Source organism: Ensifer sp. EB106-05-01-XG146 (genome assembly GCF_058791875.1).
This window is the reverse complement of the sequence record NZ_JBYTDX010000001.1, coordinates 2,078,315-2,103,353: the sequence shown is the minus strand read 5'-3', so window position 1 is coordinate 2,103,353 and position 25,039 is coordinate 2,078,315. Positions and strand designations below refer to the sequence as shown.

26 protein-coding genes and 1 pseudogene are annotated in these 25,039 nt (G+C 63.7%); 15 read left to right on the top strand and 12 right to left on the bottom strand.

Going from position 1 to position 25,039, the window contains the following annotated elements:
• Positions 1–37 precede the first annotated feature (37 nt).
• From AC3WVQ_RS10430 to AC3WVQ_RS10410, 5 genes are all read right to left on the bottom strand, one after another.
• A complete protein-coding gene (locus tag AC3WVQ_RS10430; protein ID WP_110818655.1) occupies positions 38–328 on the bottom strand; it encodes a MafI2 family immunity protein in 291 nt (96 codons plus the stop codon).
• A gap of 30 nt (positions 329–358) precedes the next feature.
• A complete protein-coding gene (locus AC3WVQ_RS10425; protein WP_146242990.1) occupies positions 359–1,090 on the bottom strand; it encodes a hypothetical protein in 732 nt (243 codons plus the stop codon).
• A gap of 78 nt (positions 1,091–1,168) precedes the next feature.
• Positions 1,169–2,110 (bottom strand): DMT family transporter, encoded by a 942-nt coding sequence (locus AC3WVQ_RS10420; protein ID WP_110818653.1) that lies wholly within the window; start codon positions 2,108–2,110, stop codon positions 1,169–1,171.
• Positions 2,111–2,126: 16 nt separating this feature from the next.
• Entirely contained in the window at positions 2,127–3,092 is a 966-nt protein-coding gene (locus AC3WVQ_RS10415; protein WP_110818652.1) for a DMT family transporter, read from the bottom strand.
• A complete protein-coding gene (locus AC3WVQ_RS10410) occupies positions 3,089–3,664 on the bottom strand; it encodes a TetR/AcrR family transcriptional regulator (RefSeq protein ID WP_060516055.1) in 576 nt (191 codons plus the stop codon). Before AC3WVQ_RS10410 ends, AC3WVQ_RS10415 begins: the two co-directional genes overlap by 4 nt.
• A gap of 288 nt (positions 3,665–3,952) precedes the next feature.
• Here AC3WVQ_RS10410 and AC3WVQ_RS10405 point away from each other — a divergent pair, with 288 nt between their 5' ends.
• Both AC3WVQ_RS10405 and AC3WVQ_RS10400 read left to right on the top strand, forming a co-directional pair.
• Entirely contained in the window at positions 3,953–5,356 is a 1,404-nt protein-coding gene (locus AC3WVQ_RS10405) for a DUF1254 domain-containing protein (protein WP_110818651.1), read from the top strand.
• 92 nt (positions 5,357–5,448) lie between these two features.
• A complete protein-coding gene (locus AC3WVQ_RS10400) occupies positions 5,449–6,144 on the top strand; it encodes an SOS response-associated peptidase (protein ID WP_110818650.1) in 696 nt (231 codons plus the stop codon).
• Between the two features lie 161 nt (positions 6,145–6,305).
• On the opposite strand, the gene AC3WVQ_RS10395 is transcribed toward AC3WVQ_RS10400, so the two are convergent.
• A complete protein-coding gene (locus AC3WVQ_RS10395; RefSeq protein WP_060583220.1) occupies positions 6,306–6,536 on the bottom strand; it encodes a hypothetical protein in 231 nt (76 codons plus the stop codon).
• A gap of 260 nt (positions 6,537–6,796) precedes the next feature.
• Between AC3WVQ_RS10395 and AC3WVQ_RS10390 the strand changes: the two genes are divergently transcribed.
• Positions 6,797–7,405, top strand: coding sequence for a histidine phosphatase family protein (locus tag AC3WVQ_RS10390; protein WP_110818649.1), 609 nt, complete (start codon positions 6,797–6,799; stop codon positions 7,403–7,405).
• 120 nt (positions 7,406–7,525) lie between these two features.
• Here the strand turns inward: AC3WVQ_RS10390 and AC3WVQ_RS10385 are convergent, their stop codons facing one another.
• Together AC3WVQ_RS10385 and AC3WVQ_RS10380 are read right to left on the bottom strand one after the other, a co-directional pair.
• Positions 7,526–7,882, bottom strand: coding sequence for a response regulator (locus tag AC3WVQ_RS10385; protein ID WP_060516061.1), 357 nt, complete (start codon positions 7,880–7,882; stop codon positions 7,526–7,528).
• Positions 7,883–8,132: 250 nt separating this feature from the next.
• The gene (locus tag AC3WVQ_RS10380; protein ID WP_110818648.1) at positions 8,133–9,056 is read right to left on the bottom strand and encodes a bifunctional helix-turn-helix transcriptional regulator/GNAT family N-acetyltransferase; all 924 of its coding nucleotides are present in this window, start codon (positions 9,054–9,056) and stop codon (positions 8,133–8,135) included.
• A 246-nt stretch (positions 9,057–9,302) separates the two neighbouring features.
• On the opposite strand from AC3WVQ_RS10380, the gene AC3WVQ_RS10375 reads away from it, so the two are divergent.
• The 4 genes and pseudogenes from AC3WVQ_RS10375 (at position 9,303) to AC3WVQ_RS10360 (ending at position 14,144) form a co-directional block, all read left to right on the top strand.
• Complete coding sequence (locus AC3WVQ_RS10375; RefSeq protein WP_060516063.1) at positions 9,303–11,039, top strand: adenylate/guanylate cyclase domain-containing protein; 1,737 nt, start codon at positions 9,303–9,305, stop codon at positions 11,037–11,039.
• A gap of 124 nt (positions 11,040–11,163) precedes the next feature.
• Entirely contained in the window at positions 11,164–13,473 is a 2,310-nt protein-coding gene (locus tag AC3WVQ_RS10370) for a rhodanese-like domain-containing protein (RefSeq protein ID WP_492382714.1), read from the top strand.
• 184 nt (positions 13,474–13,657) lie between these two features.
• Positions 13,658–13,834 (top strand): annotated as a pseudogene (locus tag AC3WVQ_RS10365) (arsenical-resistance protein); the annotation flags it as partial.
• A gap of 61 nt (positions 13,835–13,895) precedes the next feature.
• On the top strand, positions 13,896–14,144 hold the full coding sequence (locus AC3WVQ_RS10360) for a cytoplasmic protein (RefSeq protein ID WP_492382713.1): 249 nt from the start codon (positions 13,896–13,898) through the stop codon (positions 14,142–14,144).
• Between the two features lie 121 nt (positions 14,145–14,265).
• Here AC3WVQ_RS10360 and AC3WVQ_RS10355 read toward each other — a convergent pair whose 3' ends face one another.
• Together AC3WVQ_RS10355 and AC3WVQ_RS10350 are read right to left on the bottom strand one after the other, a co-directional pair.
• A complete protein-coding gene (locus AC3WVQ_RS10355; RefSeq protein ID WP_060583226.1) occupies positions 14,266–14,634 on the bottom strand; it encodes a VOC family protein in 369 nt (122 codons plus the stop codon).
• 156 nt (positions 14,635–14,790) lie between these two features.
• A complete protein-coding gene (locus AC3WVQ_RS10350) occupies positions 14,791–15,681 on the bottom strand; it encodes a LysR family transcriptional regulator (protein ID WP_090294445.1) in 891 nt (296 codons plus the stop codon).
• 285 nt (positions 15,682–15,966) lie between these two features.
• Here AC3WVQ_RS10350 and AC3WVQ_RS10345 point away from each other — a divergent pair, with 285 nt between their 5' ends.
• Positions 15,967–17,412: an MFS transporter gene (locus AC3WVQ_RS10345; protein WP_090294171.1), complete on the top strand. Its 1,446-nt coding sequence runs from the start codon at positions 15,967–15,969 to the stop codon at positions 17,410–17,412.
• 39 nt (positions 17,413–17,451) lie between these two features.
• Here the strand turns inward: AC3WVQ_RS10345 and AC3WVQ_RS10340 are convergent, their stop codons facing one another.
• Both AC3WVQ_RS10340 and AC3WVQ_RS10335 read right to left on the bottom strand, forming a co-directional pair.
• Positions 17,452–18,033 (bottom strand): GNAT family N-acetyltransferase, encoded by a 582-nt coding sequence (locus tag AC3WVQ_RS10340; protein WP_110818646.1) that lies wholly within the window; start codon positions 18,031–18,033, stop codon positions 17,452–17,454.
• A 50-nt stretch (positions 18,034–18,083) separates the two neighbouring features.
• Positions 18,084–18,458: a DUF4180 domain-containing protein gene (locus tag AC3WVQ_RS10335; protein WP_034793127.1), complete on the bottom strand. Its 375-nt coding sequence runs from the start codon at positions 18,456–18,458 to the stop codon at positions 18,084–18,086.
• Between the two features lie 389 nt (positions 18,459–18,847).
• On the opposite strand from AC3WVQ_RS10335, the gene napE reads away from it, so the two are divergent.
• The 7 genes from napE (at position 18,848) to AC3WVQ_RS10300 (ending at position 24,548) form a co-directional block, all read left to right on the top strand.
• Positions 18,848–19,036: a periplasmic nitrate reductase, NapE protein gene (gene napE, locus AC3WVQ_RS10330; RefSeq protein WP_034793129.1), complete on the top strand. Its 189-nt coding sequence runs from the start codon at positions 18,848–18,850 to the stop codon at positions 19,034–19,036.
• 9 nt (positions 19,037–19,045) lie between these two features.
• Positions 19,046–19,546, top strand: coding sequence for a ferredoxin-type protein NapF (gene napF / locus AC3WVQ_RS10325; RefSeq protein ID WP_034793131.1), 501 nt, complete (start codon positions 19,046–19,048; stop codon positions 19,544–19,546).
• The gene (locus AC3WVQ_RS10320) at positions 19,539–19,823 is read left to right on the top strand and encodes a chaperone NapD (RefSeq protein WP_034793133.1); all 285 of its coding nucleotides are present in this window, start codon (positions 19,539–19,541) and stop codon (positions 19,821–19,823) included. Before napF ends, AC3WVQ_RS10320 begins: the two co-directional genes overlap by 8 nt.
• A complete protein-coding gene (gene napA / locus AC3WVQ_RS10315; RefSeq protein WP_060516070.1) occupies positions 19,820–22,327 on the top strand; it encodes a periplasmic nitrate reductase subunit alpha in 2,508 nt (835 codons plus the stop codon). The genes AC3WVQ_RS10320 and napA overlap by 4 nt, the downstream gene beginning before the upstream one ends.
• Positions 22,328–22,371: 44 nt before the next feature.
• Positions 22,372–22,827 (top strand): nitrate reductase cytochrome c-type subunit, encoded by a 456-nt coding sequence (locus tag AC3WVQ_RS10310; protein WP_089043553.1) that lies wholly within the window; start codon positions 22,372–22,374, stop codon positions 22,825–22,827.
• Positions 22,828–22,831: 4 nt separating this feature from the next.
• Positions 22,832–23,530 carry a NapC/NirT family cytochrome c gene (locus AC3WVQ_RS10305; RefSeq protein ID WP_034793141.1) on the top strand — a complete coding sequence of 233 codons (699 nt, stop codon included), beginning with the start codon at positions 22,832–22,834 and terminating at the stop codon, positions 23,528–23,530.
• A gap of 595 nt (positions 23,531–24,125) precedes the next feature.
• Positions 24,126–24,548, top strand: coding sequence for a YciI family protein (locus tag AC3WVQ_RS10300; protein WP_060516071.1), 423 nt, complete (start codon positions 24,126–24,128; stop codon positions 24,546–24,548).
• Positions 24,549–25,039: the final 491 nt, after the last annotated feature.

Here is a 25,039-nt window from a genome sequence, read left to right as displayed (position 1 = left end):
CCTGACGAGGTGCCACTCCTGTTGTCAGCGCATTCGGCTAAGATCGCCGGTATGCCCACCACCGCTCTTCGACTGGGGTCTTCGGTCCGCCGGGAGCTTGTACCGTGAAGACAGACGTTATCGTTTCATAGCTGAAATCCGCGACCACCTCAGTTGCAACAACTTCACAACGTTCTCGATCTTCATCGTCAAAAGCTACTAAGAACTCGAGGACGATATTGTCGTTGTTCCAGCCGCACGTTACGGCCGATATCGTCGGCGGGACTGTTCCGAGCAAGGCGCGTTGCACGCTGAGGAGCAGTCGTTTCTCGCGATCTGACGCTGGCATAAGTACCTTCATTGCTGGGGCGGTTCGAATCTATGACGCCAGATGGATGGCCCCAAAGGGATTGTACTTGAACTCGTCCTCGTCATAGGCGTCGACGGGCAGCAATTGGGCGCCGCGGTGCTTCAGCACCGTCTCGACGCCGTCGCTGAAGACTTCGTCGGCAACGGTGTCGATCAACGCGCTCAAGGCCAGTTCGTCGTCGGAGAGGGTTTTCGGCGCGTAGACTTCGGGTATCCCGACCAGATGGAAGCCGATGCTGTAGAGATGTTCGTCGGTGCCGATCGGCCGCTTGGCAAAGGCGAGGCGGCAGGGGCGGGCAAGTGCAGCGCCTGTTTGGCCTTCGGCGTCGCGAGCAAGCTCTTTCCACCTCTCAACGCCGTGGGCGACGCCGGCGCTCTCGCCCTTGGCGGCGACGATGCCGTTATCGAGGGTGTGGGCGACCAGCCGAAGTGCGATGGCTGAATGTTTGACCGCATCGTCTGCCGTCATCGGCGGGCCGAGCACATAGATGACCGAGCGATGGTCGCTGACGGCCTCTTCGTCGGCTTCGGTCCAGGCACCCTTCTTGACGCGATCCCGGCAGACCTCGAAGGACATCGGCATTCGGTCGTCCGGGGCGTCCTCGGAAAAGGTGTCGTCGATCTCGAAGCCTGGCGCGAGACTCTCGATCGCCGACTGGATCATCTCGCAAAGCATGGAGAAGGGGCGTTCTCCGCCGAGCAGGCAGAGCACGTGACGTGGTTTGACTTCGGAAAAGCTCATGGTCGCTGTCCCCCGGTGGTTTGGGCGAAGCTGTCGCAGACACCACCACAAGATGCAAGCGGTCAGTGGATGGCTTTCCTAGACGTGCTCCGGACTTTGCCCCCGGGCCGGCTGCCGTGCCCTCGCGACGATGACGATGCCGATGAGCGAGACGACGAGGCCGGCGGCCATGGCCCAGGAGAGGGGCTCGCCGAACATGATAAAGGCCCAGATCATCGTCACGGGCGGGCTCAAATAGAGGATGGCGGTGACGCGGGCGGGCGAGGATTTTTTCAGCGCCAGATAATAGAGGCTCCAGGCGCCGAAGGTGGCGACGAAAACGAGCCAGAGGATACCGCCGACAAAGCCCGGATCGAGCACCGGCAGAACGCTGCCCTCATGCCAGGCAAAGAGCGCGAAGATCGCTGCCGCCGACAGGCACTGGATCGAGAGGCTTTGATGCACCGGCATGGCGCCCGCCGGGCTGCGCTTCTGCAGCAGGGTCGCCAGCGCCAGCGACAGGGTGCCGAGAACCGGCAGGCCATAGGCCCAGAGCGGAACGTTGCCGATATCGAGCGACCAGCCGGAGGCGATCAAGACACCGGTCAGCCCGATTAAGGAGCCGAGCCATTGGCGGGCGGTCAAGGCCTGGCCGAGGACCGGCCAGGAGAGGATGGCGACGGCAAGCGGCAGCATGTCGGTGATCAGCGCCACGAGGCCAGTGGGCACGCCATAGGAGATCGCCAGCGCAAAGCCCGCGAGATAGCCGGACATGGCAAGCGCGCCGAAGAGCATCTGCGGCACGGCGTCCTGCAACCGGATCTTTGGCCCGACCGTCAGGGCGAAGGGCAGCAGTATGAGACCGGAGACGAGGCTGCGCCAGAAGAGGATCAGGAAGAGCGGCGCGTGATCGATGGCGAAGCGGATGCCGACGAAGCCGGCGCTCCAGGAGATCACCAGCGCGGCCTCGAGCAGGATCAGGATGACGACGGCCCACATCCGGTTTGGCTGGCGGGAAGGCAGCGCAGCGACGTCGCTCATATCAAGGGTTCCGGCTCTAGCGGCTGGGGAGGGCCGCGTCGATGGCGGCGGCGGATCGCGGGCGTTCGGCGCGGCGGCGCCGGCCCGGCATCGGCAGGGTAAGGATGAAGAGCGAGCCGACGATCAGCCCGATGCCCGCCCAGCCCTCGGCCGGCAGGCGCTCGCCGACGATGACGACGGCCAGCACGGCGGCGATGACCGGTTCAAGCAGCGACAGCGTGGTCGCCATGGTGGCCGACACGCGCGCGAGGCCATAGGCGAAGAGCACGTAAGCGACCAGCACCGGCACCAGCGCCATGTAGATACCGACGGCGACATTGGTCCACGACGCTAAAAGCGGCGCGCCGGTGAAGGCGAGCACCGGCAACAGCAGAGTGCCGCCGACACCGAAGATCGAGCCCATGGCGGCGCGTGGCGGAATGCCCGCCTGCATCAGCCGCCGCGCGACCCAGGAATAGAGCGCGTAGAGCAGGCCGGAGACGAGGCCGAGCAGGATGCCGTAGAGGACGGCCGTCGCGTCGGCAGCACCGGCGCTGCCGTGGCTTTCCGAAAAGGTGAGAAGCACGGCGCCGCCAAGGCCGGCGGCGGCACCCAGCAACCAGCGAGTGGTGAGCTTCTGACCGTCGAAGATGCGCTCGATCAGCGAAGCGGCGAGTGGCGCCGAGCCGATGGAGATGACGGTGCCAATGGCGACGCCGGCGAGATGCATGGAAGAGTAGAAGGCGAGCGGATAGATCGCGACCGAGAGCGAGCCGAGGATCAGCATCGGCCACTGCGCGGCGATCTTCGCCCTGCTTTTGACGATCGAATGCAGCGCCGTCAGCGCCAGGAGCAGGCCGCCGAGGCCCATGGCGACGGCGCCGATGCCAAGCGGGCTGACCCCTGAAGCAAAGGTGGCGGTGGTGCCGGTCGTGCCCCAGAGCGCGGAGGCGGTGAGCACGCAGGCAAAGCCGACGAGAGAAGCGGAATTTCGGGAGGTCATAGCTGGTCCATGATCGAGATGGCGATCCGGCGCGCGGTCTTCAGCCGTGCGTCATGTCCGTCGAGCCCGGCACGCGACATCGCGCCCTCGAGCAGGAAGGAGAGGTGCTCCGCCGTCTCGTCGATGGCGGCACCCGCGTCGGGCTTCATCTCGGCGAGATATTGCTTGAAGAGCGTTTCCACCTCGTCCTTCTGCGAGGCGACGATGTCGCGGGCGGGATCGCCGACCGAAAGCTCGGCTGCGGCATTCAGGAGCCCGCAGCCGCGGAAGCCCCAGGAATAGGCCATTTCAGCGTGGTCGACATAGCTGTCGAATATCGCCAGTACACGGTCTCTCGGCGTTGCCGCATGGGCCAGGCGCTCGCGGTAAAGCTCCTGCCATTCCCGGTGGCGCGCCTCGATATAGGCGTTCACCAGATCGGTCTTGGACGAGAAGTTGTTGTAGAGGCTCATCTTGGCGACGCCCGCATGCGCGGTGATCGCATCGATGCCCGTGGCGCCGACCCCATCCCGGTAGAACAGTTCGGCTGCCGCCTTCAAAAGCCGCTCGCGCGCCGGCGCCTTGTCGCTCATCGCTTTCTCCAATCTATTAGGTAGACCGATCTACCTATTTTGGTCCGATGTCAAGTGACGCGGTGTTTTTCGAAGGGGATGAGGATGCGGTGATGCGCCGGCCGATCGCCGCCGTTTGTGTTTGCGGCTGTAACCGTAACGTACTTCCGCGCGTCGCACGCAACGGGTCTACTGCTCGGCATGCATTCGCACTAAATTTCGCATTGGTGGCCCGCAATGGAGTTTGCGAGGCAGCGGCGGTCGAGAGATTTCAAGGCCGCCGGCCGCGGCGTATGAGGGAGATTCGGCATGCTGCGATTTATACTCACAGGCGTGGTGCTTCTGGCCGGCGCGACGAACGTCGCGGCGCAGGATATGTTGCCGGCCGAACTCCGGGACCGCGCGATCGCCCGCCGGGCGACGGAGGCGGTGATCTGGGGCATGCCGGCGGTCAATGCCGACCTGATGCTGCAGACGATGCTTTCGACGACGAAGGCCAAGGTCAACGAAGTCGTCTACTGGTCTCGCCCGGTCAACTGGAAGAACCAGACGCTGACGCCGAACCCGGATTCGATCTATTTCATGTCCTTCTGGAACGTGAAGGACGGGCCCATCGTCATCGAGATCCCACCGGCCGAGGGCGGATCGATCGCCGGCAACATCGTCAACGCCTGGCAGATGCCGCTCGAAGATGCCGGCCCGCATGGCGCCGACGAGGGCAAGGGCGGCAAGTACCTGATCCTGCCGCCGGATTACATGGGCGAGGTGCCGGAGGGCTTCATTCCGCTTCGCTCGGACACCTTCACCGGATTTGCGCTGCTGCGTTCCAACCTGAAGAGCCATGCCGACGCCGATATCGAAAAGTCGGTCGCCTATGGCAAGAAGATCAAGATCTACCCGATGCCGGTGACCGACAAGCCGCCGGAAACGGTCTTTACCGACGCCTATGACGTGCTGTTCGACAGCACCATCCGCTTCGACGCCAGCTTCTTCGACAATCTGAACCGGGTCGTCCAGACCGAGCCGTGGCTCGAGCGCGACCGGGCGATGATCGACCAGCTGAAGACGCTCGGCATCGAGAAGGGCAAGCCCTTCCAGCCAAGCGCCGAAACCAAGGCGCTGCTCGACAAGGCGGCGGCCGAAGCCAGAGCCGAGCTTTCGGCGCGCTATGACGCCGGCTTTCCTGTCATCAACGAGGGCATCCGCTGGTTCCCCGCCGGGCTGCCGGACATGGTGAAGGCCGCCTCGGAGGCCTATGCCGATCCCGGTCTCTATCCGGTCGATGCACGAGGCGTGACCTATACGCTCGGCTTCACCGGCATCAAGCGGCTGGGCACGGCGCAGTTCTACCTGATGGCCAACAAGGACAAGGACGGCAATCCGTTCGACGGCGGCGCTAACTACCGCCTCGTCGTGCCGAAGGATGCGCCGGTCGAGCAGTACTGGTCGGTGACCGCCTACGACCGCGAGACCCATGCGCTGATCCGCAACATGGACAAGGCGAGCGTCGCCTCGATCGGCGAGGGGGTGAAGAAAAATGCCGACGGCTCGGTCGACGTCTATTTCGGCGCCAAGGCGCCTGCGGGCAAGGAGGCGAACTTCGTGCCCGTCGACCCCGCCCGCAAGTTCGAACTGCTTTTCAGGCTCTACGGCCCGGAGAAGCCGCTGTTCGAGAAAAGCTGGAAGCTGCCCGACGTGGAGAAGATGCCGTAGCGCTTGCAAATGCCGTACTTGCAAAGTGACGGTGTTGACGCATTCCGGCGGAGCCATAGCTATGCATGCAGCCGCGGGCGGAAGGAGCCACCATGTGCGGACGCGTCTATCTGAAGACCAATCTGGAGGGGTTGCTGCGCGCCTTCGGCTTTGCCGAGCGTGGCGGCGTCGAGACGATCGCCAACCAGTTTCCGCGCTATAACGGAGCGCCGACGCTCACCTATCCGATCATCATCCGCGACGTGATCCGCGATCCCGATCTCTTCGGGCCGGTCTTCGTCTCGGCCCGCTGGGGCCTGATCCCGAGCTGGACCAAGGACCCGAAAGCGGGCAGGCCGCTCGTCAACGTGCGTTCCGACACGATCGCCAGCAAGTTCCGCTCGTCCTATCAGCGCCGGCGCTGCCTGGTGCCGATCGACGGTTTCTTCGAATGGAAGGACATTCACGGGACCGGCAAGGACAAGCAGCCCTATGCAATCGCCATGAAAACGGGCGAGCCGTTCTGCCTTGCCGGCATCTGGGAGAGCTGGCGGAACCCCGATACCGACGAGGATATCCGCACGTTTGCGATCGTCACCACCGACGCCAACGCGATGATGGCCGACATCCACGACCGCATGCCTGTCATCCTGCATCCCGACGATTACGAGCGCTGGCTTTCGCCGGAGCCGGAAGCCCCTAACCTGATGAAGCCGTTTCCGCCTGAGCTCATGACGATGTGGAAGATCGGCAGCAAGGTCGGCTCGCCGAAGAACGATACGCCGGATATCTTGGATCCGGTGGATTGAAGGGGAAGCGCTTCACTTCGTCCATTGAGCCCAAAGCAATGACGGCACGATCGCAAGTGCCACAACCACCTGAAACACGATGTACGCGATGATGATAAAGGCGATATCGTGAACGATTGTTTTGGCAACCTTCACGATCCTCCCGCTGCAGCTTTGCCGTCTCAAATCGGTGCCTTTACGTCATCGCCGTAGGTGTAGGTCAGACGGCGCTCAGAGATGTTATCGAGAGGCAGCGCCCTGAAATGGGATTTTAGCGGCAACCCGGTTTCCTTGGAAATCCACATTTCGACACGGACATTATAGTCCTTTTGGATCTGTCGCTCATATCGATAGACCGTAGCAGCGATACCCGCGACGTCTTCATGGCGGAGAAGCGCACAGTTCGCCGCCATTTCCGGCTCAGCGGACGCCGGAAGAGGCACGCTGGAGCTTGCGCCCAATGTGAGCAGCTAACGTCCATATGTACCGTTGCGACATCGATGCCTTCCTTGATTGCGGCTGAAACTGAACACGATCCTTTGTGTTGTGCGAGAGGGGTGGCCTGGAAAACCGTCGTATCGCCTGACGGGAGCGCAAGCTCAGTGCTCGACATTGTCTTGGCGACCTGATCTAGCTGCCTGCGCCAGCCACAGGCTCATGGAAAGGCCAGCTCTTGATCTATCTTCTCCGCCATGGCGAAACCGTCTGGAACACGCTCGGTCGGTTCCAGGGACAGCTGGATTCGCCGCTGACGAGGCTTGGCGCCGAGCAGGCAGATGCTGTCGCCAACCTCCTTCGCGCCGAGATTGGTGATGAGGTGCCGTCGTTCGAGATGCATGTCAGCCCGCTCGGACGGACCCGCGAAACCGCCGAAAGGGTGCAGCGGGTGCTGCCGCTTGCGAGCCGCGAGGATGCGCGGTTGATGGAGGTTTCGGTCGGCTGCTGGGATGGCATGACCAAGTTCGAGATCGACATGGAGTATCCGGGCAAACTCGATGGTTCCGATGTCTTCGACTGGTATTTCCGTTCGCCGGATGGGGAAAGTTTCGATGCCGCCTGTGCGCGAGCGGAAAGCTGGCTTGCGGATATCCGGCGGCCGACGGTCGCGATTTCCCATGGGCTGTTCGGCCGGTTGCTGCGCGGCGTCTATGCCGGCCTCTCCAAGCGGGAAATGCTGGAGTTGCCGGTGCCGCAGGATGGATTTTATCGTCTCGGCGATGGGGCGTTCAGCCTCGTCACCGGCGTATCGGCCGGCCGGCAACTGGCGTCCGCTACCGAGTGAAAACACTAGCGCGGCACCTCGTGTCGGCTCCCGGGCCTTTCCAGTGGCCGCCGCCGTGGATCGACGTTTCTTCGCGGTTGGAGTGCTACCGGCCAAAGGCAGGCGCGGACTGCGCAGGCATCACGTTTGCATCGCCTGCTCCAGAGCGCTCAGCAACGCCCGCGTATCCGCCGGCTTGCCGACATTGACTGCCCCCGCCAGAACCTCTCCGCCGACCTGCTCCGGCTTTTCATAGGCGCTGGCAAGCACGAAGGGCACGCTCTGCGCCCGAAGCGCCTCCGCCACCGGCGTCACGGTGCCGTCTTTCAGGGTAACGTCCAGAATGGCCACCGCCGGCTCGGCGCTTCGCAAGAGCTGCAGGGCCTGCTTTACCGTCGCGGCGGGTCCCAAGACATGCCAGCCGTGCCTTTCCAGCAGCAGCTCGAGGTCCATGGCGATCAGGAACTCATCCTCGACGAGAAGCACGGACTTGGACATGAAAGCAGTCTCTGTCTTTGGAGACCGGTGACAGGGGCGTATCGATCTCTACTGCCAAACCCTTTGGTGCATTAGTTCAGTTCCACGCGCGCGCCCAATTCGCTTCTCACGGAGAATTCGATAAGCCTGGTGCCGAAACCCGACGTGGTCGGGGGGCGTGACCGACGGACCGCCGCTTTCCTGCGAGGCCAGCGGAATACGCCCCTTAAAGGCCTTCTCGATCTTCCAGCGGATGGCGTGCCTGCCGTTCCTACAGGTCCCGCGCGAAAATCTGGCCGGTGAGATCCTTGCCGAAGCTGTGGTGTTGTTCTTCCTCGATCAGCGCGAAGCCGGCCTCCTCGTAGATGTGGCGGGCGGCGTCGAGGCCGGCATTGGTCCACAGGATCATGCGGTGGTAGCCGAGAAGGCGGGCGTGGCGCATGCATTCCTCGACCAGCCGACGGCCGATGCCGAGGCCCCGGGCGCTGGGCTCGACATAGAGCAGGCGCAGCTTCGCCGTCGTTTCATCGTGGCGGACGAGAAATACCGAGCCGACGACCTTGCCGTCTTTTTCGGCGATCCAGCATCGATCCGACTTCGGATCGTAGTCGTGCATGTATTTGACGACGATCTCGGCGACCAGCGCTTCGAACGCGGTGGTCCAGCCATATTCCTGCGCATAGAGCGCGCCCTGCCGGTGGATCACCCAGCCCATGTCGCCCGGCTGCGGATCGCGCAGGATGAAGCCCGGCGTGCGCTCCTCGGCAAGCAGGCTTTCGATCTCGCCCATGGCGCCCACCAGCTGCTTCTGTTCCGGCACCGAAAGCTTTTCCAGCATGGCGACGACTTCGCGCTGTGATGCATCCTCCAGGGGCTGGAAGATCGCGCGCCCCGCGTCCGTCAGCTCGAGTTGCGTGACCCGGCCGTCGGCCGGCGAACGGGTCTTTTCGATCAGCCCCTTCTTCTCGAAGCCGGTAATGACGCGGCTGAGATATCCCGCATCGAGGCCGAGTTCGCGGCAGAGGTCGCTCCCCGTCAGACCGGAGCGATGCGCCAACTCATAGAGAATCCGGACTTCGGTCAGCGAGAAGGCGCTGGCGAGCAGATGCTCGTGCAGCAGGCCCATCAGTCGGGTGTAAAAGCGGTTGAAGCGCCGCACCGTCTGGGCGCGGTCATCGATTTGCTGCGGAGACATGGGATGCCTTTATGAATTTGCCTTGATCAGATAAATAGTTGCCTAAGGCAAGTATTGTCAAGCAGGAATGCGCCAAGGCCTGCGGGACCGCCCGCTGCCGAGCGCCGGCGCATGTGCGCCCCCTTTTGGTTTTTGCATTTGCTAATTTAGGTAGGAGATCGTTTCAGGCTGCGATAATATCGGATCGGATATCTCTTAGGTCCGGAAATCCGGAACGGGCCGCTTTTCAACGTGTTTGGCAAGCCCATGGAGCAGAGATTAGCCGCAGTGCTGGCGGCCGATATGGCCGGCTACTCCAGGCTGATGGAGGCCGACGAAGCGGGCACGCTTGCGCGGCTCCGCACCCACCGCATCGAGCTCATAGATCCCGCGATCGCCAAGAACAAGGGGCGGCTGATCAAGACCACCGGCGACGGGCTGCTGGTGGAATTCCAGAGCGTGACCGATGCGGTCAAATGCGCGGTCGAGATCCAGCAGCGCATGAAGAGGCGGAACTCCGATGTGCCGGAGGACCGGCGGATCGAATTCCGCATCGGCATCAATCTCGGCGACATCATCTTCGAGGACGACGACATCTTCGGCGACGGCGTCAACATTGCCGCGCGCGCCGAGCAGCTGGCCGAAGTCGGCGGCATCTGCGTGACGGCGGCGGTGGCAACGCAAGTGGCCGACCGGCTGGAATTGCCGATCGAAGATCTCGGAGAGAAGACGCTGAAGAACATCAGCCGGCCGGTGCGCCTCTACCGCGTCGGTCTCGAGGGTCTGGACCTTCCGGCCTCGACGGGAGGGAGCGAAGCGAAAAAGGGCGTCTGCAAACCGACGATCGTCGTCTTGCCCTTCGACAATATGAGCGGCGATCCCGACCAGGAGTTCTTCGCCGACGGGCTGACCGAGGACATCATTACCGAGCTTTCGCGAAGGCATGAGCTCTTCGTCATCTCGCGCAACTCCTCCTTCGTCTACAAGAACCAGTCGGTCAACGTGCGCGAGGTGGCTGCCAGCCTCGGGGCGCAATATCTGGTGGAAGGCAGCGTGCGCAAGATCGGCGAGCGGGTGCGCGTCACCGTCCAGTTGATCGACGCGGTCAACGACGCACACATCTGGGCCGACAAATACGACCGGCAGCTCGACGACATCTTCGCCATTCAGGACGAGGTGACGGCGGCGATCGCCGCGACCGTGCCCGGTCGGCTGGAGGCCGCCCAGCGCGACCAGCTTTCGCGCACCAAGCCGGCCAACATGGCGGCCTATGAATGTGCGCTTGCCGCCAAGGTGCTGCATCACCGCAGCAGTGCCGACGACAACAGGCAGGCGCAGGCGTTGATCGACCGTGCCGTTTCGCTCGATCCCGGCTATGCCCACGCGCATGCCTGGCGGGCCTGCATCCTCGGGCAATCCTGGGTCTACGGCTGGTGTGCCGACAAGGAGGCGACCTGGGCCGAGGTCAATGCCGAGCTCGAACGGGCGCTTGCGCTCGACGACAACGACGCCGACGTGCATCGCATCCTTGCCGCCGTCAACGTCAACACCAACGAACTGACGACGGCGCGCTATCACCAGGAGCGGGCGCTGTTCCTCAACCCCAATTACGACCTCGTCGTGGTGCAGCAGGGCGAACTCTTGACCTGGCTCGGCCGGCCGGAGGAGGGAGCGGAATGGATCCTGAAGGCGATGCGCCTGAACCCGCACCACCCGGAACGCTTCTGGAGCCACCTCGGCAAGGCGCATTTCGCCGCGCGCCGATATGGCGAGGCGATCGAGGCCTTCATGCACCTGACCTCGATGGACGAGACCCAGCACGCCTTCGTCGCCGCCTGCCACGGCTGGCGCGGTGATGCGATTGCGGCGGGCGCGCATATCGGCAAGGTCAAGGCGCTGGCGCCGAGCTTCGAGATCGAGACCTTTCTGGCGACCATGCACTATGCGCAGGAGGAGGACCTGCAGCATCTGCGCGAGGGGCTGGTGAAGGCGGGGGCGGGGTGAAAAGCGGGCCCGCGCGCTCAAGGCCTGCGCGTGGACGCGAGCACGGATCCGGAGGCGAGGAGGATGCGTTTCCGCCCCTGACAACGCAATTGCGGAGCCTGCTGCACCGTCGGGAGAGGTGGCTATGGAAGCAGTTCGCGCAGAACGGCGGCTGGTGGCCATTCTTGCCGTCGACGTTGTCGGCTACTCGCGGCTGATGGAGGCCGACGAGGCCCGTACGCTCGCAGCCATCAAGGCGTGGCGTTGCGACATCTTCGATCCCCTCATGCAGGACTACCACGGCCGCATCGTCAAACTGATGGGCGACGGTGCGATCGTCGAATTCGGCTCCGTCGTCGATGCCGTCGCCTGTGCGGTCGCGTCGCAAAACAGGGTTGCGGCGCGCCAGGCGGATATCCCGCGCGAGCATCGGCTGCTGCTGCGCATGGGCATCAACCTCGGCGATGTCGTCGTCGAGGGGGATGATCTGCTCGGCGACGGCGTCAACGTCGCAGCCCGCCTCGAGCAGATGTGCGAGCCAGGGGGCCTGTTCGTCTCCGGCACCGCCTTCGACCACCTGCAGGGCAAGTTCGAACTGCCGCTGGAGTTCATTGGCGAGCATCACGTGAAGAACATCCAGCGGCCCGTCCGCGTCTACCGGGTGCAGTTCGACGGAGATTTCAAAAGTCGGCGCTTCACCTTCGAGACCCTTCGCGGCTGGCGCATTGCGGCTGCGCTGGCCGTGATCGTTGCGACCGGCCTTGCCGCGACGTGGCTGGTGCAGAGGCGCGAGAGCGTCGAGCCCGCGTCCGTTGCGCGGAGCGCCTTGCCGCTGCCGCAGACGCCCTCGATCGCGGTGCTGCCTTTCGAAAATCTCAGCTCCGATTCAGCGCAAAGCTACTTCGCCGACGGCATGACCGACGACCTGATCACCGAACTGTCGAAACTGTCGGGCATCTTCGTCATCGCGCGCAACTCGACCTTTGCTTACAAGGGCAAGCCCACCAAGGCGCAGCAGGTGGGGGCGGAACTGGGCGTCCACTATATCCTCGAAGGGAGCGTCCGTCGGGAGGGAAACCAGGTTCGGGTCAATGCCCAATTGATCGACGCGATCGACGGGCACCACCTTTGGGCCGAGCGCTATGATGGGGAAATGAGCGGCGTGTTCGGGCTGCAGGACAAGGTGATCGGACAGATCGTCTCGACGCTCTCCGTGAAGCTGACGAGTGCCGAAAAGAACGTGGCGGCGGTGCCGGAAACGACGAACCCGAAGGCCTACGATACCCTGTTGCGCGGCTGGGAGCATCTTCGCCGCGACAGCGAAGCGGAAACGGTCGCAGCTTCCGCATTTTTCCAGAAGGCGATCGTGCTCGACCCGCACTATAGCCGCGCCTACGCGTCGCTGGCGGCGGCAAACTGGCGGGCGAGCATCCTCTCCTGGGATTATTCCCGCAGGGAGGCCGCGTCCAGGAACCTCGCCAGAAATCTCGCAAAGGCGATGGAGAGGCCGACGCCGCTTGCCTATGCCGTCTCGGCGCAGGTGCTCGCGCAGCAGGGGCGTTACGACGAAGCCTTCGCCGCCATCGACCGAGCGATGACGCTAGCACCCAACGATCCCGACAACCATGTCGGTATGGCGCGGATCCTCAACGCGACGGGACGCGCGACAGAGGCGGAACAGGAGGCGCGCCTGGCGATGCGGTTCGATCCTCACCCGACGCGGGCAACGCTGCGCATGCTCGCCGTCTCGCTGTTTTCTCAAGGCAAATACGACGAGGCCGCCGCCACCTACGAGCGGGTGCTCGAGAAAAGCTCCGAACTCTTGGGGGATTACGCCACGCTGACTTCGAGCTACGGACATCTCGGCCGCACGGGCGACATTCAGAGGCTGGTCGACCAGTACAACAAACTGGCGACGTCCTCGCTGGGAGATCCGCTCACCGTCCAGGAAAGCGCCTATGACTGGTATGGCAGCGCCTTCAGCTACCACCGGCCCTATATCGCGCGGTTGCAGGAGGGACTTCGCAAGGCCGGATTGCCGGAAGGGGCCGGCACGGACCTTGCCTTCGACGACTATGCCAAGTTCATGACGCTGACGAAGGGCGAGCTCAGCGTCGAGCGAACGATAAAGGTCGACGTTGCGGAAGTGAAAGCGCTGCTTGCGCGCGGCGTCACCTTCATCGATGTGCGGGCGCCGCTCACCTATGACATTGGCCATCTCCCCAAGGCCGTCAATCTGTCGCTGCTGACCGCGCTATCGAAGGAAAGCCTCGCCAAGGTGGTGGGAAAGGCAGACGAGGTCGCCTTCTATTGTCAGGGCAGAAACTGCACCCATGCCGCCTATGCGTCCGCCAAGGCGATCGCCTGGGGCTACACCCGCGTCTACTATTTCGCCGGCGGATTTCTGGAGTGGGATGACGAGGGCTACCCGCTCGTGATCGAGGTCGGCAAGTAGTTCGGGCAGGGATGTCCGCGATCCATTGCTACCGTGGCCCGATGCTGATGAAGATCGACTTCCGGTCGCTGTGCGAGCTGGGGCGCCACTGGCGCGGCATCGGCGTGACGCTCTTCATCAACGGGGCGATCAAGCCATTCTCGATGGCCCTGCTGGCATGGTTGTTCTGCTGGCTCTTCCGCCCGTTGCCGCCGCCATCAGCCTGTTCGGCATCCAGTCGGGCGCCGCGCTCGCGACCGTCGTCGGGGTACTCATCGAGGTACCGGTGATGCTGTCGGTCGTCTGGATCGTGAACAGGTCCAGGGACTGGTACGAGGCAGCGCCGGCGGTGGCCCGGAATTCCGTCTCGAAAGGCGCATGAGCGATGGAGGCGCGTGTCGCGCTCGCTGGACAGCCCTTGATACATGCGCCAATGATGACGGATGGACGAAATCGTCATCCAGGCGCACAAGCTTTGCGCCAACCATCGAGCGGAAATCGAAGCGAGCCCGTCCTGCGGATGCTTCTATTGTTGCGAGATCTTTCCGGCGGCCGAGATCAACGAATGGATCGACGATGACACAACGGCGATCTGTCCCCGTTGCGGCATCGATTCCGTCATCGGCAGTGGCTCAGGCTTTCCCGTGACGACGGTCGAATTCCTGGCGCGGATGAGACGCTATTGGTTTTGAGCGTCGCGCCGTCCGCCCTGAAGCGGGGGCGCAACGCCACGTAGACTTCAGCCTGTCGCCATCAAGGCCCAGCTCGTTTGCCGGGCATCGATGGCGGCTCCTTGCCGCGATCTTGGTCGGATCAGGCCTCAGGCTCGTGGCAGACAGCCTCGATGTTGTGGCCATCCGGATCGAAAACGAAGGCGGCGTAATAGTTGGCGTGGTAGCGCGGGCGCAGGCCCGGCGCGCCGTTGTCCCTGCCGCCGGCCGCAAGGGCTGCGCTGTAGAAGGCGTCGACCTGCTCACGGGTCGTGGCCATGAAGGCGAGGTGAAGGTGCGCCGGCGATTCCTCGGTCTGGTAGAGGCACAGCGACGACTTGCCGTCCGTACTCATCTCCACGCCATGCGCGCCATGATCGACCACCGAAACGCCGAGCGGTTCGAGCGTCTTCAGGTAGAAGTCGAGGCTTGCCGCGTAGTCGCGGACACCGAATTTGACGTGGTCGAACATCGCGTTCTCCTGTGTGCGGGTTTGAGGTGCGCTGGCGAGGCGGCGCATTTGCGGCCGGGATTGGGCTGATAGCCCGATGGCCTGTTGCAGGCAACCGTAGGTCCTTGGGGGCGCATCGGTATGCGCTCGGGGCCTGGCCTCTTGCCGCGCGGCGCGTCACACGGCGCAGACCTCCCGCACGCATCCCCTTAGCCACCTGTGCGCCGGATCGGCGTCGAGGCGGGGGTGCCAGAGCAACGAAATGGTGATTTCGGGCAGGGCGACGGGCAGGGGGAAGGTGACGAGGTTTTCGCGCAGGCTTCCGGTGTAGCGCTCGGGCACGCTGGCGACGAGGTCGGTGGCGCGGACAAGCGCCAGGGCCTCGGAGAAGCTGCCGACGGAAGCGGTGATCTTGCGGCTAAGGCCGAGGGCCTGGAGGGCAGTGTCGATCGGGCCGACGTCGTTGCCGCGGCGCGAGACATGGATGTGGTGGCCTTCGGCGTAGCGGGCGGGCGTCACTTCGCCTGATGTCAGCGGATGGCCCGGGCGGACCACGGCGACGAAACGGTCGTGGAAGAGGGCTTGGGCGCGAAGCTCCGGGCCCGTCATGTCGCCGACAACGGCAGTTTCGAGATCGACGGTTCCTTCGCGAAGCGGGCTGCTTTCCCGGTCGAGCTTCTGCACGAAGCGCAGACGCACGCCGGGCGCCTCTCGCTCGACACGGGCAATCAGTCCAGCGCCGAAGTTTTCGACGAAACCCTCGCGGTTCCTGAGCGTGAAGGTGCGGGCAAGCGTCTTCAGGTCCAGGCTCTCGGCCGGGCGAAGGCAGGCTTCGGCCGCTTCGACGATGGGGCCGGTGAGCGTGCGCAGCTCCAGCGCCCTCGGCGTCGGAACGAGGCCGCGGCCGGCACGCACCAGAAGCGGATCGCCGGTCGCCTCGCGCAGCCTTGCCAGCGCCCGGCTCATGGCCGAGGGGCTGAGCCGCAGGCGCCTGGCGGCGCGGGCGACGCTGCCTTCCGCAAGCAGCACGTCGAGGGTCACGAGCAGGTTGAGATCCGGTCTGGTCATGCCCATCCATAACACAGTTGGCTCATGATGTGGCGTCAAACGCACGAATGAAGTGCAAATGCTGCGTCTTCCGCCACATGAAGCCGAGGTCTATTTTTTCGGAGAACTGACCTTGGAGGGTTTTTCGATGATCTCATGCCCACTGATGCCCGCCCCGATTTCCCTGTCTGATCGGAAGTCGTTGCCGCCCATTTTGAATCATGAAAGCGCGCTATCGCCTTGTTTCCCCGCGATTTCCCGTGCTGCAAAAGATCGGTGCGAAACCTCGCGCGCGGGAGGTGGTCGATGAGCGCGACGAAGACTGCAAACGCTCCCGCCACCGCCTCGGTTCGCTGCGTGCTCACCAGCCTGTCGCTGTCGATGCTGCTCTCCTCGCTTGGCACCAGCAGCGCCAATGTGGCGCTTCCGGCGCTGGCGGACGCTTTTGGTGTCTCGTTCCAGGCGGTGCAATGGGTGGTGCTTGCCTATCTGCTTGCCATCACCACGCTGATCGTCAGCGTCGGGCGGCTTGGCGATATCGTCGGCCGGCGGCGGCTTCTGCTTGCCGGCATCGCGCTCTTTATCGCAGCCTCGGTGCTTTGCGGCCTGACGCCCGCTTTCCCGCTGCTCGTCGCGGCGCGAGCGATGCAGGGCGTCGGGGCTGCGATCATGATGGCGCTGACCATGGCGTTTGTCGGCGAGACGGTGGCGACGGAGAAGACCGGCAGCGCCATGGGCTTGCTCGGCACCATGTCGGCCATCGGCACAGCGCTCGGGCCGTCGCTCGGCGGCGCGCTGATTGCCGGGCCCGGTTGGCGGGCGATCTTTCTCGTCAACGTGCCGTTGGGGCTTCTGGCGCTCGTGCTCGCCCATCGGTATCTGCCGGCGGACAAGGGGTATGAGGGCAGGGAACGCCCACGCTTCGACGTCGCCGGCACCTTGCTGCTTGCGCTTTCGCTGGGCGCCTATGCATTGGCGATGACGGTGGGCCGCGGCAGTTTCGGCATGCTCAATGTCGCGCTGCTTTCGGCCGCCGTTTTGGGTCTTGCACTGTTCCTGCGGGTCGAGACCAAGGTAGCCTCGCCGCTGATCCGGCCGGCGATGTTGCGTGATCCGGTTTTCAGCCGCGGGCTTTCGACCAATGCGCTGGTCTCGACCGTGATGATGGCGACGCTGGTGGTCGGGCCGTTTTATCTGTCGCGCGGGCTGGGGCTCGATGCGGCGATGGTCGGGCTCGTCCTGTCGGTCGGTCCCGTCATCTCGGCCTTCGGTGGCGTGGTCGCCGGCCGTATCGTCGATCGCCTGGGCGCGGGCTTCGTAGTCACGATCGGTCTTGCCGCGATGGTTGCGGGCTGCGCGGCGCTTGTGCTGCTGCCCGGGCTTTTTGGCGTTGCCGGTTATGTCGCGGCGATCGCGCTTTTGACGCCCGGCTACCAGCTGTTCCAGGCGGCCAACAATACGGCGGTCATGGCGGATGTGAGCGCGGACCGGCGCGGCGTCGTTTCCGGCCTGCTCTACCTTTCGCGCAATCTCGGCCTCGTCACCGGCGCATCGGTCATGGGCGCGGTCTTTGCCTCAGCCGTGGTGGCAAGCGACATGGCCGGGGCGGCGCCAGCCTTGGTCGCCAGGGGCATGCAGGTGACCTTTGCTGTGGCTGGGCTGTTGACCGTGACCGCGCTGGCGATTGCCGTTGCGGGCAGGGCGTTCAGGCGCGCACAACGGGCCGTCGCCGCGGAGCCAGCTGGAGAGTGATGATCCCGCAAAAGACGGACCGCACCGACACGCCGCCGCTCAGCGATCGGCACCCGACCGATTGCGCCACGCCTCTGACGCGAGGCTGTAGCTCTGGTGGAGGATCTCTTCGCCCCTCGAGCGGGAGGCCTTCCGCATGGTTTTCTCAGGGCGAAAGCCGAGCTTGAGCAGGACCTTGCCGGAGGCCGGATTGTCGGCCGCGTGGCCTGATTTCAGCCTCGCGAGCCCGAGCTGCTCGAAGGCGAAGGACACCACTGCCTGCGCTGCCTCGAAGGCATAGCCCTGGCCCCAGCTTGGCTTCTCCAGCCAGTAGCCGAGTTCGCCTTCTTCGCCGTCGATCTCGTCGAGATCGACCAGGCCGATCATGTGGCCTTTGCGCTCGATGGTAAATCGAAAGGCCGTGCCGGCGATCCATTCCTGCCGGTGCACACCGAACCAGACGGTCATGTCGTCGGGATCGGGTGGAAACTGCGCCATGCGTAGCATGCGCGTGACGTCCCAATCCGACTGGATCTCAAAGGCGCGCTGCGCATCGGCGGGCGTTGTCGGGCGCAGCGCGAGTCGATCGGTCGTCAGCGTGACCGCGGGGCGATTTCCAGTGTTCGCTGCGGATGGGCGCATTGTCACGGGTCTCCCCATCGATCCGCACTGATCGTCAGACACTACCGCGTTCAGGCGGTCGGCAAACGCTCGAGCCGGGCGCGAAGCGTTTCGAAATCCGGCACGAACCAGATCGAATCACCCTTGTTCGTTTCGCGCACGAAATCGGTCAGCGCCTTGCTGGCTTCGAGCCTGGTGCTGATATCGCCGACGATGGCGAGCCGCATGCGGTAGTTGACGAATTTCTGGAACACCTCGCCGGCGACGCGGGTCGAAAGATCGAGGAAATGGGGACCCAGCCGTTCGACCGGGACTGCCAGCAAGTCGGCCTCATGCGCCCAGCCGTCGCCGAGAAAATCATTGGCGTCGCCCGGTGCCGCAAGCAGAGGGCCATCGACAGCGCATTGCAGCACGCGCGCGGTTCCGATTTCGATCAGCTGTGTCATGCGCCAAGAAGTAGGCTGCAAAGCCCAGGGTTGCAAGGGCTGTTGCCTCGGGTTCTGCCGTCGGGGCAGGTTGCGCTCGCCGCCGGCAGGATTGGTCCCGTATCCGCATGTCCGGTCGGTTCGGCCGAGCGGGCATGAGGCGATGTATTTCTAGAAATATATCGATATTCGCAAAAACTGATTGGCGTCCGCAAGTTATGCCGGAACGACGCGTGAGAATTTCTCGGGAATTCCGGTGCCAGTTTTCTGTCAATTTGACACAGATCAATGACCCCTTCTGTTCGGCATTTACTCTGAGGCACGGTGAAAAGCTGTCATCGGCCGGTCACGGGATTGATTTTTATTTCCGGTGGCGCATCTTACCTTGGATTGTGTTGGGGGACGCAGGAATGCCGGAAGTCGTTCAGGCACAGCCGATCGAAAAGCCGCCGCGCTCGCGACGCGCGGAGCTGATTACCTTCTTCGTGCTCGCCTTCGGCATCTGGCCGATCGTCGCCGTCGGCATTGTCGGCGGCTATGGTTTCCTCGTCTGGATGCTGCAGATCATCTTTGGCCCGCCGGGCCCGCCCGGGCATTGAGGTCGAGCCATGAAGGTCGAACCTCTCTCACGCCGTGAATTTTTTACCGGCCGCGCTGCCGCAAAGCCCGTCCGCATCCGCCCGCCGGGCGTTTCGGAGCTCAGCCTTGCCGCCTGCACCGGTTGCGGCGCCTGTGCGGAGCGATGTCCCACCGCCATAATCCGTCTTTCTGACGGTCTTCCCTTCGTCGACTTTTCGGGCGGCGAATGCACCTTCTGTGGTGCCTGCGAGGAAGCCTGTCCCGAGCCGGTATTCACCGAGAAGGCCGTGCGCCGTTTCCCGCATGTCGCCGCGGTCACCGATACCTGTCTCGCGCGCCGATACATTGCCTGCCAGTCCTGCGGCGAAAGCTGTCCGGAGCAGGCGATCCGTTTTCGCCCGCGTATCGGCGGGCCGTTTCTGCCTGAGATCAACGAAGACCGATGCACCGGCTGCGGCGCCTGCCTCAGTGGCTGCCCGGTGAGTGCGATTGCAGTGAAGGCATTGGAAGTGGAGGTGGCGCATGTCTGAGGCCGCAGCGGCAAAGGCGGGTACGCCCTATCACATTTCGAGCGCCGTGGTCGCCACGATGCCGCAGAGCACCGAAGCGATCCTGGCGACGCTCGCGGGAATGGAAAACGTCGAAATCCATGGCCATGGCGGCGGCAAGATCGTCGTCGTCATCGAAGGCAGAAGCACGGGCGCGCTCGGCGAACGGCTGACTCAGATCTCGCTGCTCGACGGGGTGATCTCGGCCAACATGGTTTTCGAGCATGTGGAAATGGAAGAGGAAGGGCAGGAGCCATGAGCGGAGAACTGACGCGGCGTGACATTCTGAAGGCCCATGCGGCCGGCATCGCCGCCGCCACGGCCGGCATTGCGCTGCCTGCCGCCGCACAGCCGGTGCCGGGCGGCGTCAACGCGCTGGAAATCAAGTGGTCCAAGGCGCCGTGTCGCTTCTGCGGCACGGGCTGCGGCGTGATGGTGGGCGTGAAGGAAGGCCAGGTTGTCGCCACCCACGGCGACATGCAGGCCGAGGTCAACCGCGGCCTCAACTGCATCAAGGGCTATTTCCTTTCCAAGATCATGTACGGCAACGACCGCCTGACGACGCCGCTCTTAAGGAAGCGCGGCGGCACTTACGCCAAGGACGGCGAGTTCGAGCCCGTCAGCTGGGACGAGGCCTTCAACGTCATGGCCGAGCAGGCAAAGAAGGTGCTGAAGGAGAAAGGCCCGACGGCCGTCGGCATGTTCGGCTCCGGTCAATGGACGATCTTCGAGGGTTATGCGGCGACCAAGCTGATGCGGGCGGGTTTCCGCTCCAACAATCTCGATCCCAATGCCCGCCACTGCATGGCGTCCGCCGCCGTCGCCTTCATGCGCACCTTCGGCATGGACGAGCCGATGGGCTGCTACGACGACTTCGAGAACGCCGATGCCTTCGTGCTCTGGGGCTCGAACATGGCGGAGATGCACCCGATCCTCTGGACCCGTGTCGCCGACCGGCGTCTCGGCCAGCCGCATGTGCGCGTCGCGGTGCTTTCGACCTTCACCCATCGCAGCATGGACCTGGCCGATATCCCGATCGTCTTCAAGCCAGGCACCGACCTCGTCATCCTCAACTACATCGCCAACCACATCATCACGACCGGCAAGGTCAACGAGGACTTCGTCAACAAGCACACGAAGTTTGCTCGCGGGGTCACCGACATCGGCTATGGTCTCCGGCCCGACAATCCGGTCGAGGTGAATGCCGCAAACTCCAAGGACCCCGGCAAGACCGAGCCGATGGATTTCGAGGCGTTCAAGGAGTTCGTTTCCGAATATACGCTGAAGAAGACCGCCGAGATGACCGGCGTCGATCCGGAGTTCCTGGAGCAGCTGGCCGAGCTTTATGCCGACCCGAGCCGCAAGGTCATGTCGCTCTGGACCATGGGCTTCAACCAGCATGTGCGCGGTGTGTGGGCCAACCAGATGGTCTACAATCTGCATCTTCTGACCGGAAAGATCTCCGAGCCCGGCAACAGCCCGTTCTCGCTGACCGGACAGCCGTCTGCCTGCGGCACGGCGCGCGAGGTCGGCACCTTCGCCCATCGCCTGCCTGCCGACATGGTGGTGACCAATCCCGAGCACCGGAAGCACGCCGAAGAAATCTGGCGCATTCCGCACGGTATCATTCCGGAAAAGCCCGGCTACCACGCCGTGCAGCAGGACCGGATGCTGAAGGACGGCAAGCTCAATTTCTACTGGGTGCAGGTCAACAACAACGTCCAGGCGGGGCCGAACACCGCCAACGAGACCTGGCAGGGCTATCGCAACCCGGACAATTTCATCGTCGTTTCCGATGCCTATCCGACGATCACGGCGATGAGCGCCGACCTGATCCTGCCCGCCGCCATGTGGGTGGAGAAGGAAGGGGCCTACGGCAATGCCGAGCGGCGCACCCATGTCTGGCACCAGCTGGTGCAAGCGGGCGGCGAAGCGCGCTCGGACCTCTGGCAGATGGTGGAGTTTTCCAAGCGCTTCACCACCGACGAGGTGTGGCCGAAGGAGATCCTCGACGCCAGCCCCGAATATCGCGGCAAGACGCTGTTCGAGGTTCTGTTCAAGAACGGCGAAGTCGATCGTTTCCCGCTGACCGATGTCAGCGCCGAATACGACAACAACGAAGCCAAGGATTTCGGCTTCTACATCCAGAAGGGGCTGTTCGAGGAATATGCCACTTTCGGACGCGGCCATGGTCATGATCTGGCGCCCTACGACACCTATCACGAGGTGCGCGGGCTGCGCTGGCCTGTGGTCAACGGCCAGGAGACGCGCTGGCGCTACCGCGAGGGCTTCGACCCCTATGTGAAGCCGGGCGAGGGCGTGAAGTTCTATGGCAACAAGGACGGCAAGGCGATCATCCTTGCGGTGCCCTACGAGCCGCCGGCCGAATCTCCCGACGACGAATACGATACCTGGCTGGTGACCGGCCGCGTGCTGGAACACTGGCACTCGGGCTCGATGACCATGCGGGTGCCGGAACTCTACAAGGCGTTTCCGGGCGCGCGCGTCTTCATGAACGCGGAGGATGCCCGCAAGCGCGGCATCAACCAGGGCATGGAAGTGCGCATCGTCTCGCGCCGCGGCGAGATCCGCTCACGCGTCGACATCCGCGGCCGCAACCGCATGCCGCCCGGCGTCGTCTTCGTTCCCTGGTTCGACGCCAGCCAGCTGATCAACAAGGTTACCCTCGACGCCACCGATCCCATCTCCAAACAGACGGATTTCAAAAAATGCGCGGTCAAGATTCTTCCCGTCACCCTCTAGGGTGGTCACGGCTGGTTCGGGCCGTTGCCAAACGGCCCGCATGGATGGCCCTTGCGGCTGGCCTTCTGATGTTCGTCACGACGGCGGCCGTCGCCCAAGTGGCGGAAAAACTGGTGCCGCAGCTCGAAGGGCCGACGCCGCAGATGGCGACGGAAGCGGCGGCACCGCTGCCGAAATGGGTGGTCGACGACAAGCGCAAGATGCGCGCCTATCCCGATCAGCCGCCGGTCATTCCGCATTCGATCGAGGGCTACGAGCTTTCGGTCAATGCCAACCGGTGCCTGTCCTGTCACAAGCGCGAGTTCACGCAGGATTCGGGTGCGCCGATGATCAGCGTCACCCACTACATGACGCGCGACGGGCAGATGATCGCCGACGTTTCGCCCCGGCGTTACTTCTGCACCGCCTGCCACGTGCCGCAGGCCGATACCAGCCCGCTGGTGCCGAGCAATTTCAAGGACATGAGCGAACTGGGCTTCAAGCCGGCCGGAAGCGAGTGACGACATGATCGCATGGATCAGGAAAATCATCCTTTGGGCCTGGGGCATCATGAAGACGCCGGCCGGCACGCTCGGCCTTGGCTTCCTCACGCTCGGCGGCTTCATCGGCGGCGTCATGTTCTGGGGTGCATTCAACACGGCGCTGGAACTCACCAACACCGAAAAGTTCTGCACCTCGTGCCATGAGATGCACGACAACGTCTATCAGGAGCTGACGCGCACCATCCACTTCTCCAACCGCTCGGGCGTGCGCGCCAGTTGCCCGGACTGCCACGTGCCGCATGAATGGACCGACAAGATCGCCCGCAAGATGCAGGCTTCGAAGGAAGTCTGGGGCAAGATCTTTGGCACGATCAATACCAGGCCGAAATTCCTCGAGAAGCGGCTGGAACTGGCGCAGCACGAATGGGCGCGCATGAAGGCCAATGACAGCCTGGAATGCCGCAACTGCCATTCCTCCGTCGCCATGGACCTGCAGAAGCAGACGCAGCGGGCGGCCGAGATCCACACCCGCTATCTGCTCTCGGGCAAGGCCACCTGCATCGATTGCCATAAGGGCATCGCCCACGAGCTGCCCAACATGGAAGGCATCGATCCAGGCTGGAAGATGCCGCCGGAACTGGAGGGCAAGAAGATGGCCAATCAGACGCCGATCGATGATCTGAGGCAGGCGATGGCGGATCTGCATATGCAGGCGCAGTAAGACGCGCCGGCCCACCTGAGCCGCATTGAATTCTCCAGGGCCATGCCGGTGCGGTGTGGCCCTCTTTTTTACGGTTCTTGGGCAGTGCGTCCTTCATTCCTGTGCTTGTCACAGGAATTCAGCCGCGTCGCGTCGGCGGCGCGAGGGACCTGGTTCCCAAGAGGCGTCGTGCCAAGACCGTACTTCCCACCGTGCCGACGCACGGCTGCTGGATCTCTGTGACGAGCACAGAGATGAGGGTGGGTGGGGGCCGGCCTCGTGCCAAGCCGCCAGATGAGGGGAGTGGCTTGGGGGTTCTTGAGCCAACGGCGCACGTTCGGATCTGCGGCGATGGACTTGTCGAGCAGCGCTTTTCTCTCTTCATTTCCCCCCGCCAATCTTATTTCGGAAAAAAAACGACACCGCTGTCGGCGCCGCCATTTCCCGTTCGTCATTTAGGCAGGGAGGCAATCTGGCTTCCTCCACCGGAGCGGGATAGGAAAAAAATCCGCGCGGGTCTTTCGCCCGCAGCCTGCTCTCACTATTTGGGTTTCACCACGCCGGCACCCCCAGAGGTCACGAGGACCGGGACTGGCGTGACAGAGGAGAATGGACAATGCGCGTAGTGGTTTTCGTAAAGGCGACCAAGGACAGCGAAGCGGGCAACATGCCCTCGACCGAGCTGCTGGAAGCCATGGGCAAGTACAACGAGGAACTGGTCAATGCCGGCATCATGCAGGCGGGCGAGGGGCTGCATCCCTCGTCGCGTGGCGCCCGCGTCGCCTTCGACGGCGCCGACCGCATGGTCATCGATGGCCCCTTTGCCGAGACCAAGGAACTGGTCGCGGGCTTCTGGATCTGGACCGTCAAGGACATGGCCGAGGCAATCGCCTGGGTGAAGCGCTGCCCGAACCCGATGCCGGGCCCGAGCGAAATCGAAATCCGCCCGGTCTTCGAGATGGAAGATTTCGGCGACTTGGTGACGCCGGAGATCGCCGCCCAGGACGAGCGCCTGCGCGAGAAGATCGCCAACCAGTAAGGGCTGTTAGCCGAACCTTGGGGTGGCCTTGCCCATCTCCCCAGGTTTAACCCGGGAGCAACTCTGCTTGCCCCTCACCCTAACCCTCTCCCCGCAGGCGGGGAGAGGGTACGAGCCCGGTTCTCGGTGATTTCGAACGCAGCGCCGTCACGGTCAAATGTGTTTGGTCGGGGGGCCGGATTGCGGTGCTTGTCGCCGAGGGAGTGAGTGCCACGCATGTCCTTCTCCCCGCCAAGCGGGGAGAAGGTGCCGGCAGGATGAGGGGCAAGTCGTCACCGGGCGGATGAGGAGTTAGTCCTCACCGGGCGGATGAGGAGTAAGTCCTCACCGCGGGATGAGGGGCAGCCGCCGGTTTTGCGCGGTGACAAGGTGTTGTGCGGCGAGCGGGACGAAGGCCGTTCGCGGGATGAACGGCTGCCACGGTGTCCGGATCGTGTCGATGTTGGCAGGACGTCTGCTCTGCTTCCCGTAGAGATTGTATTAACCGTGTT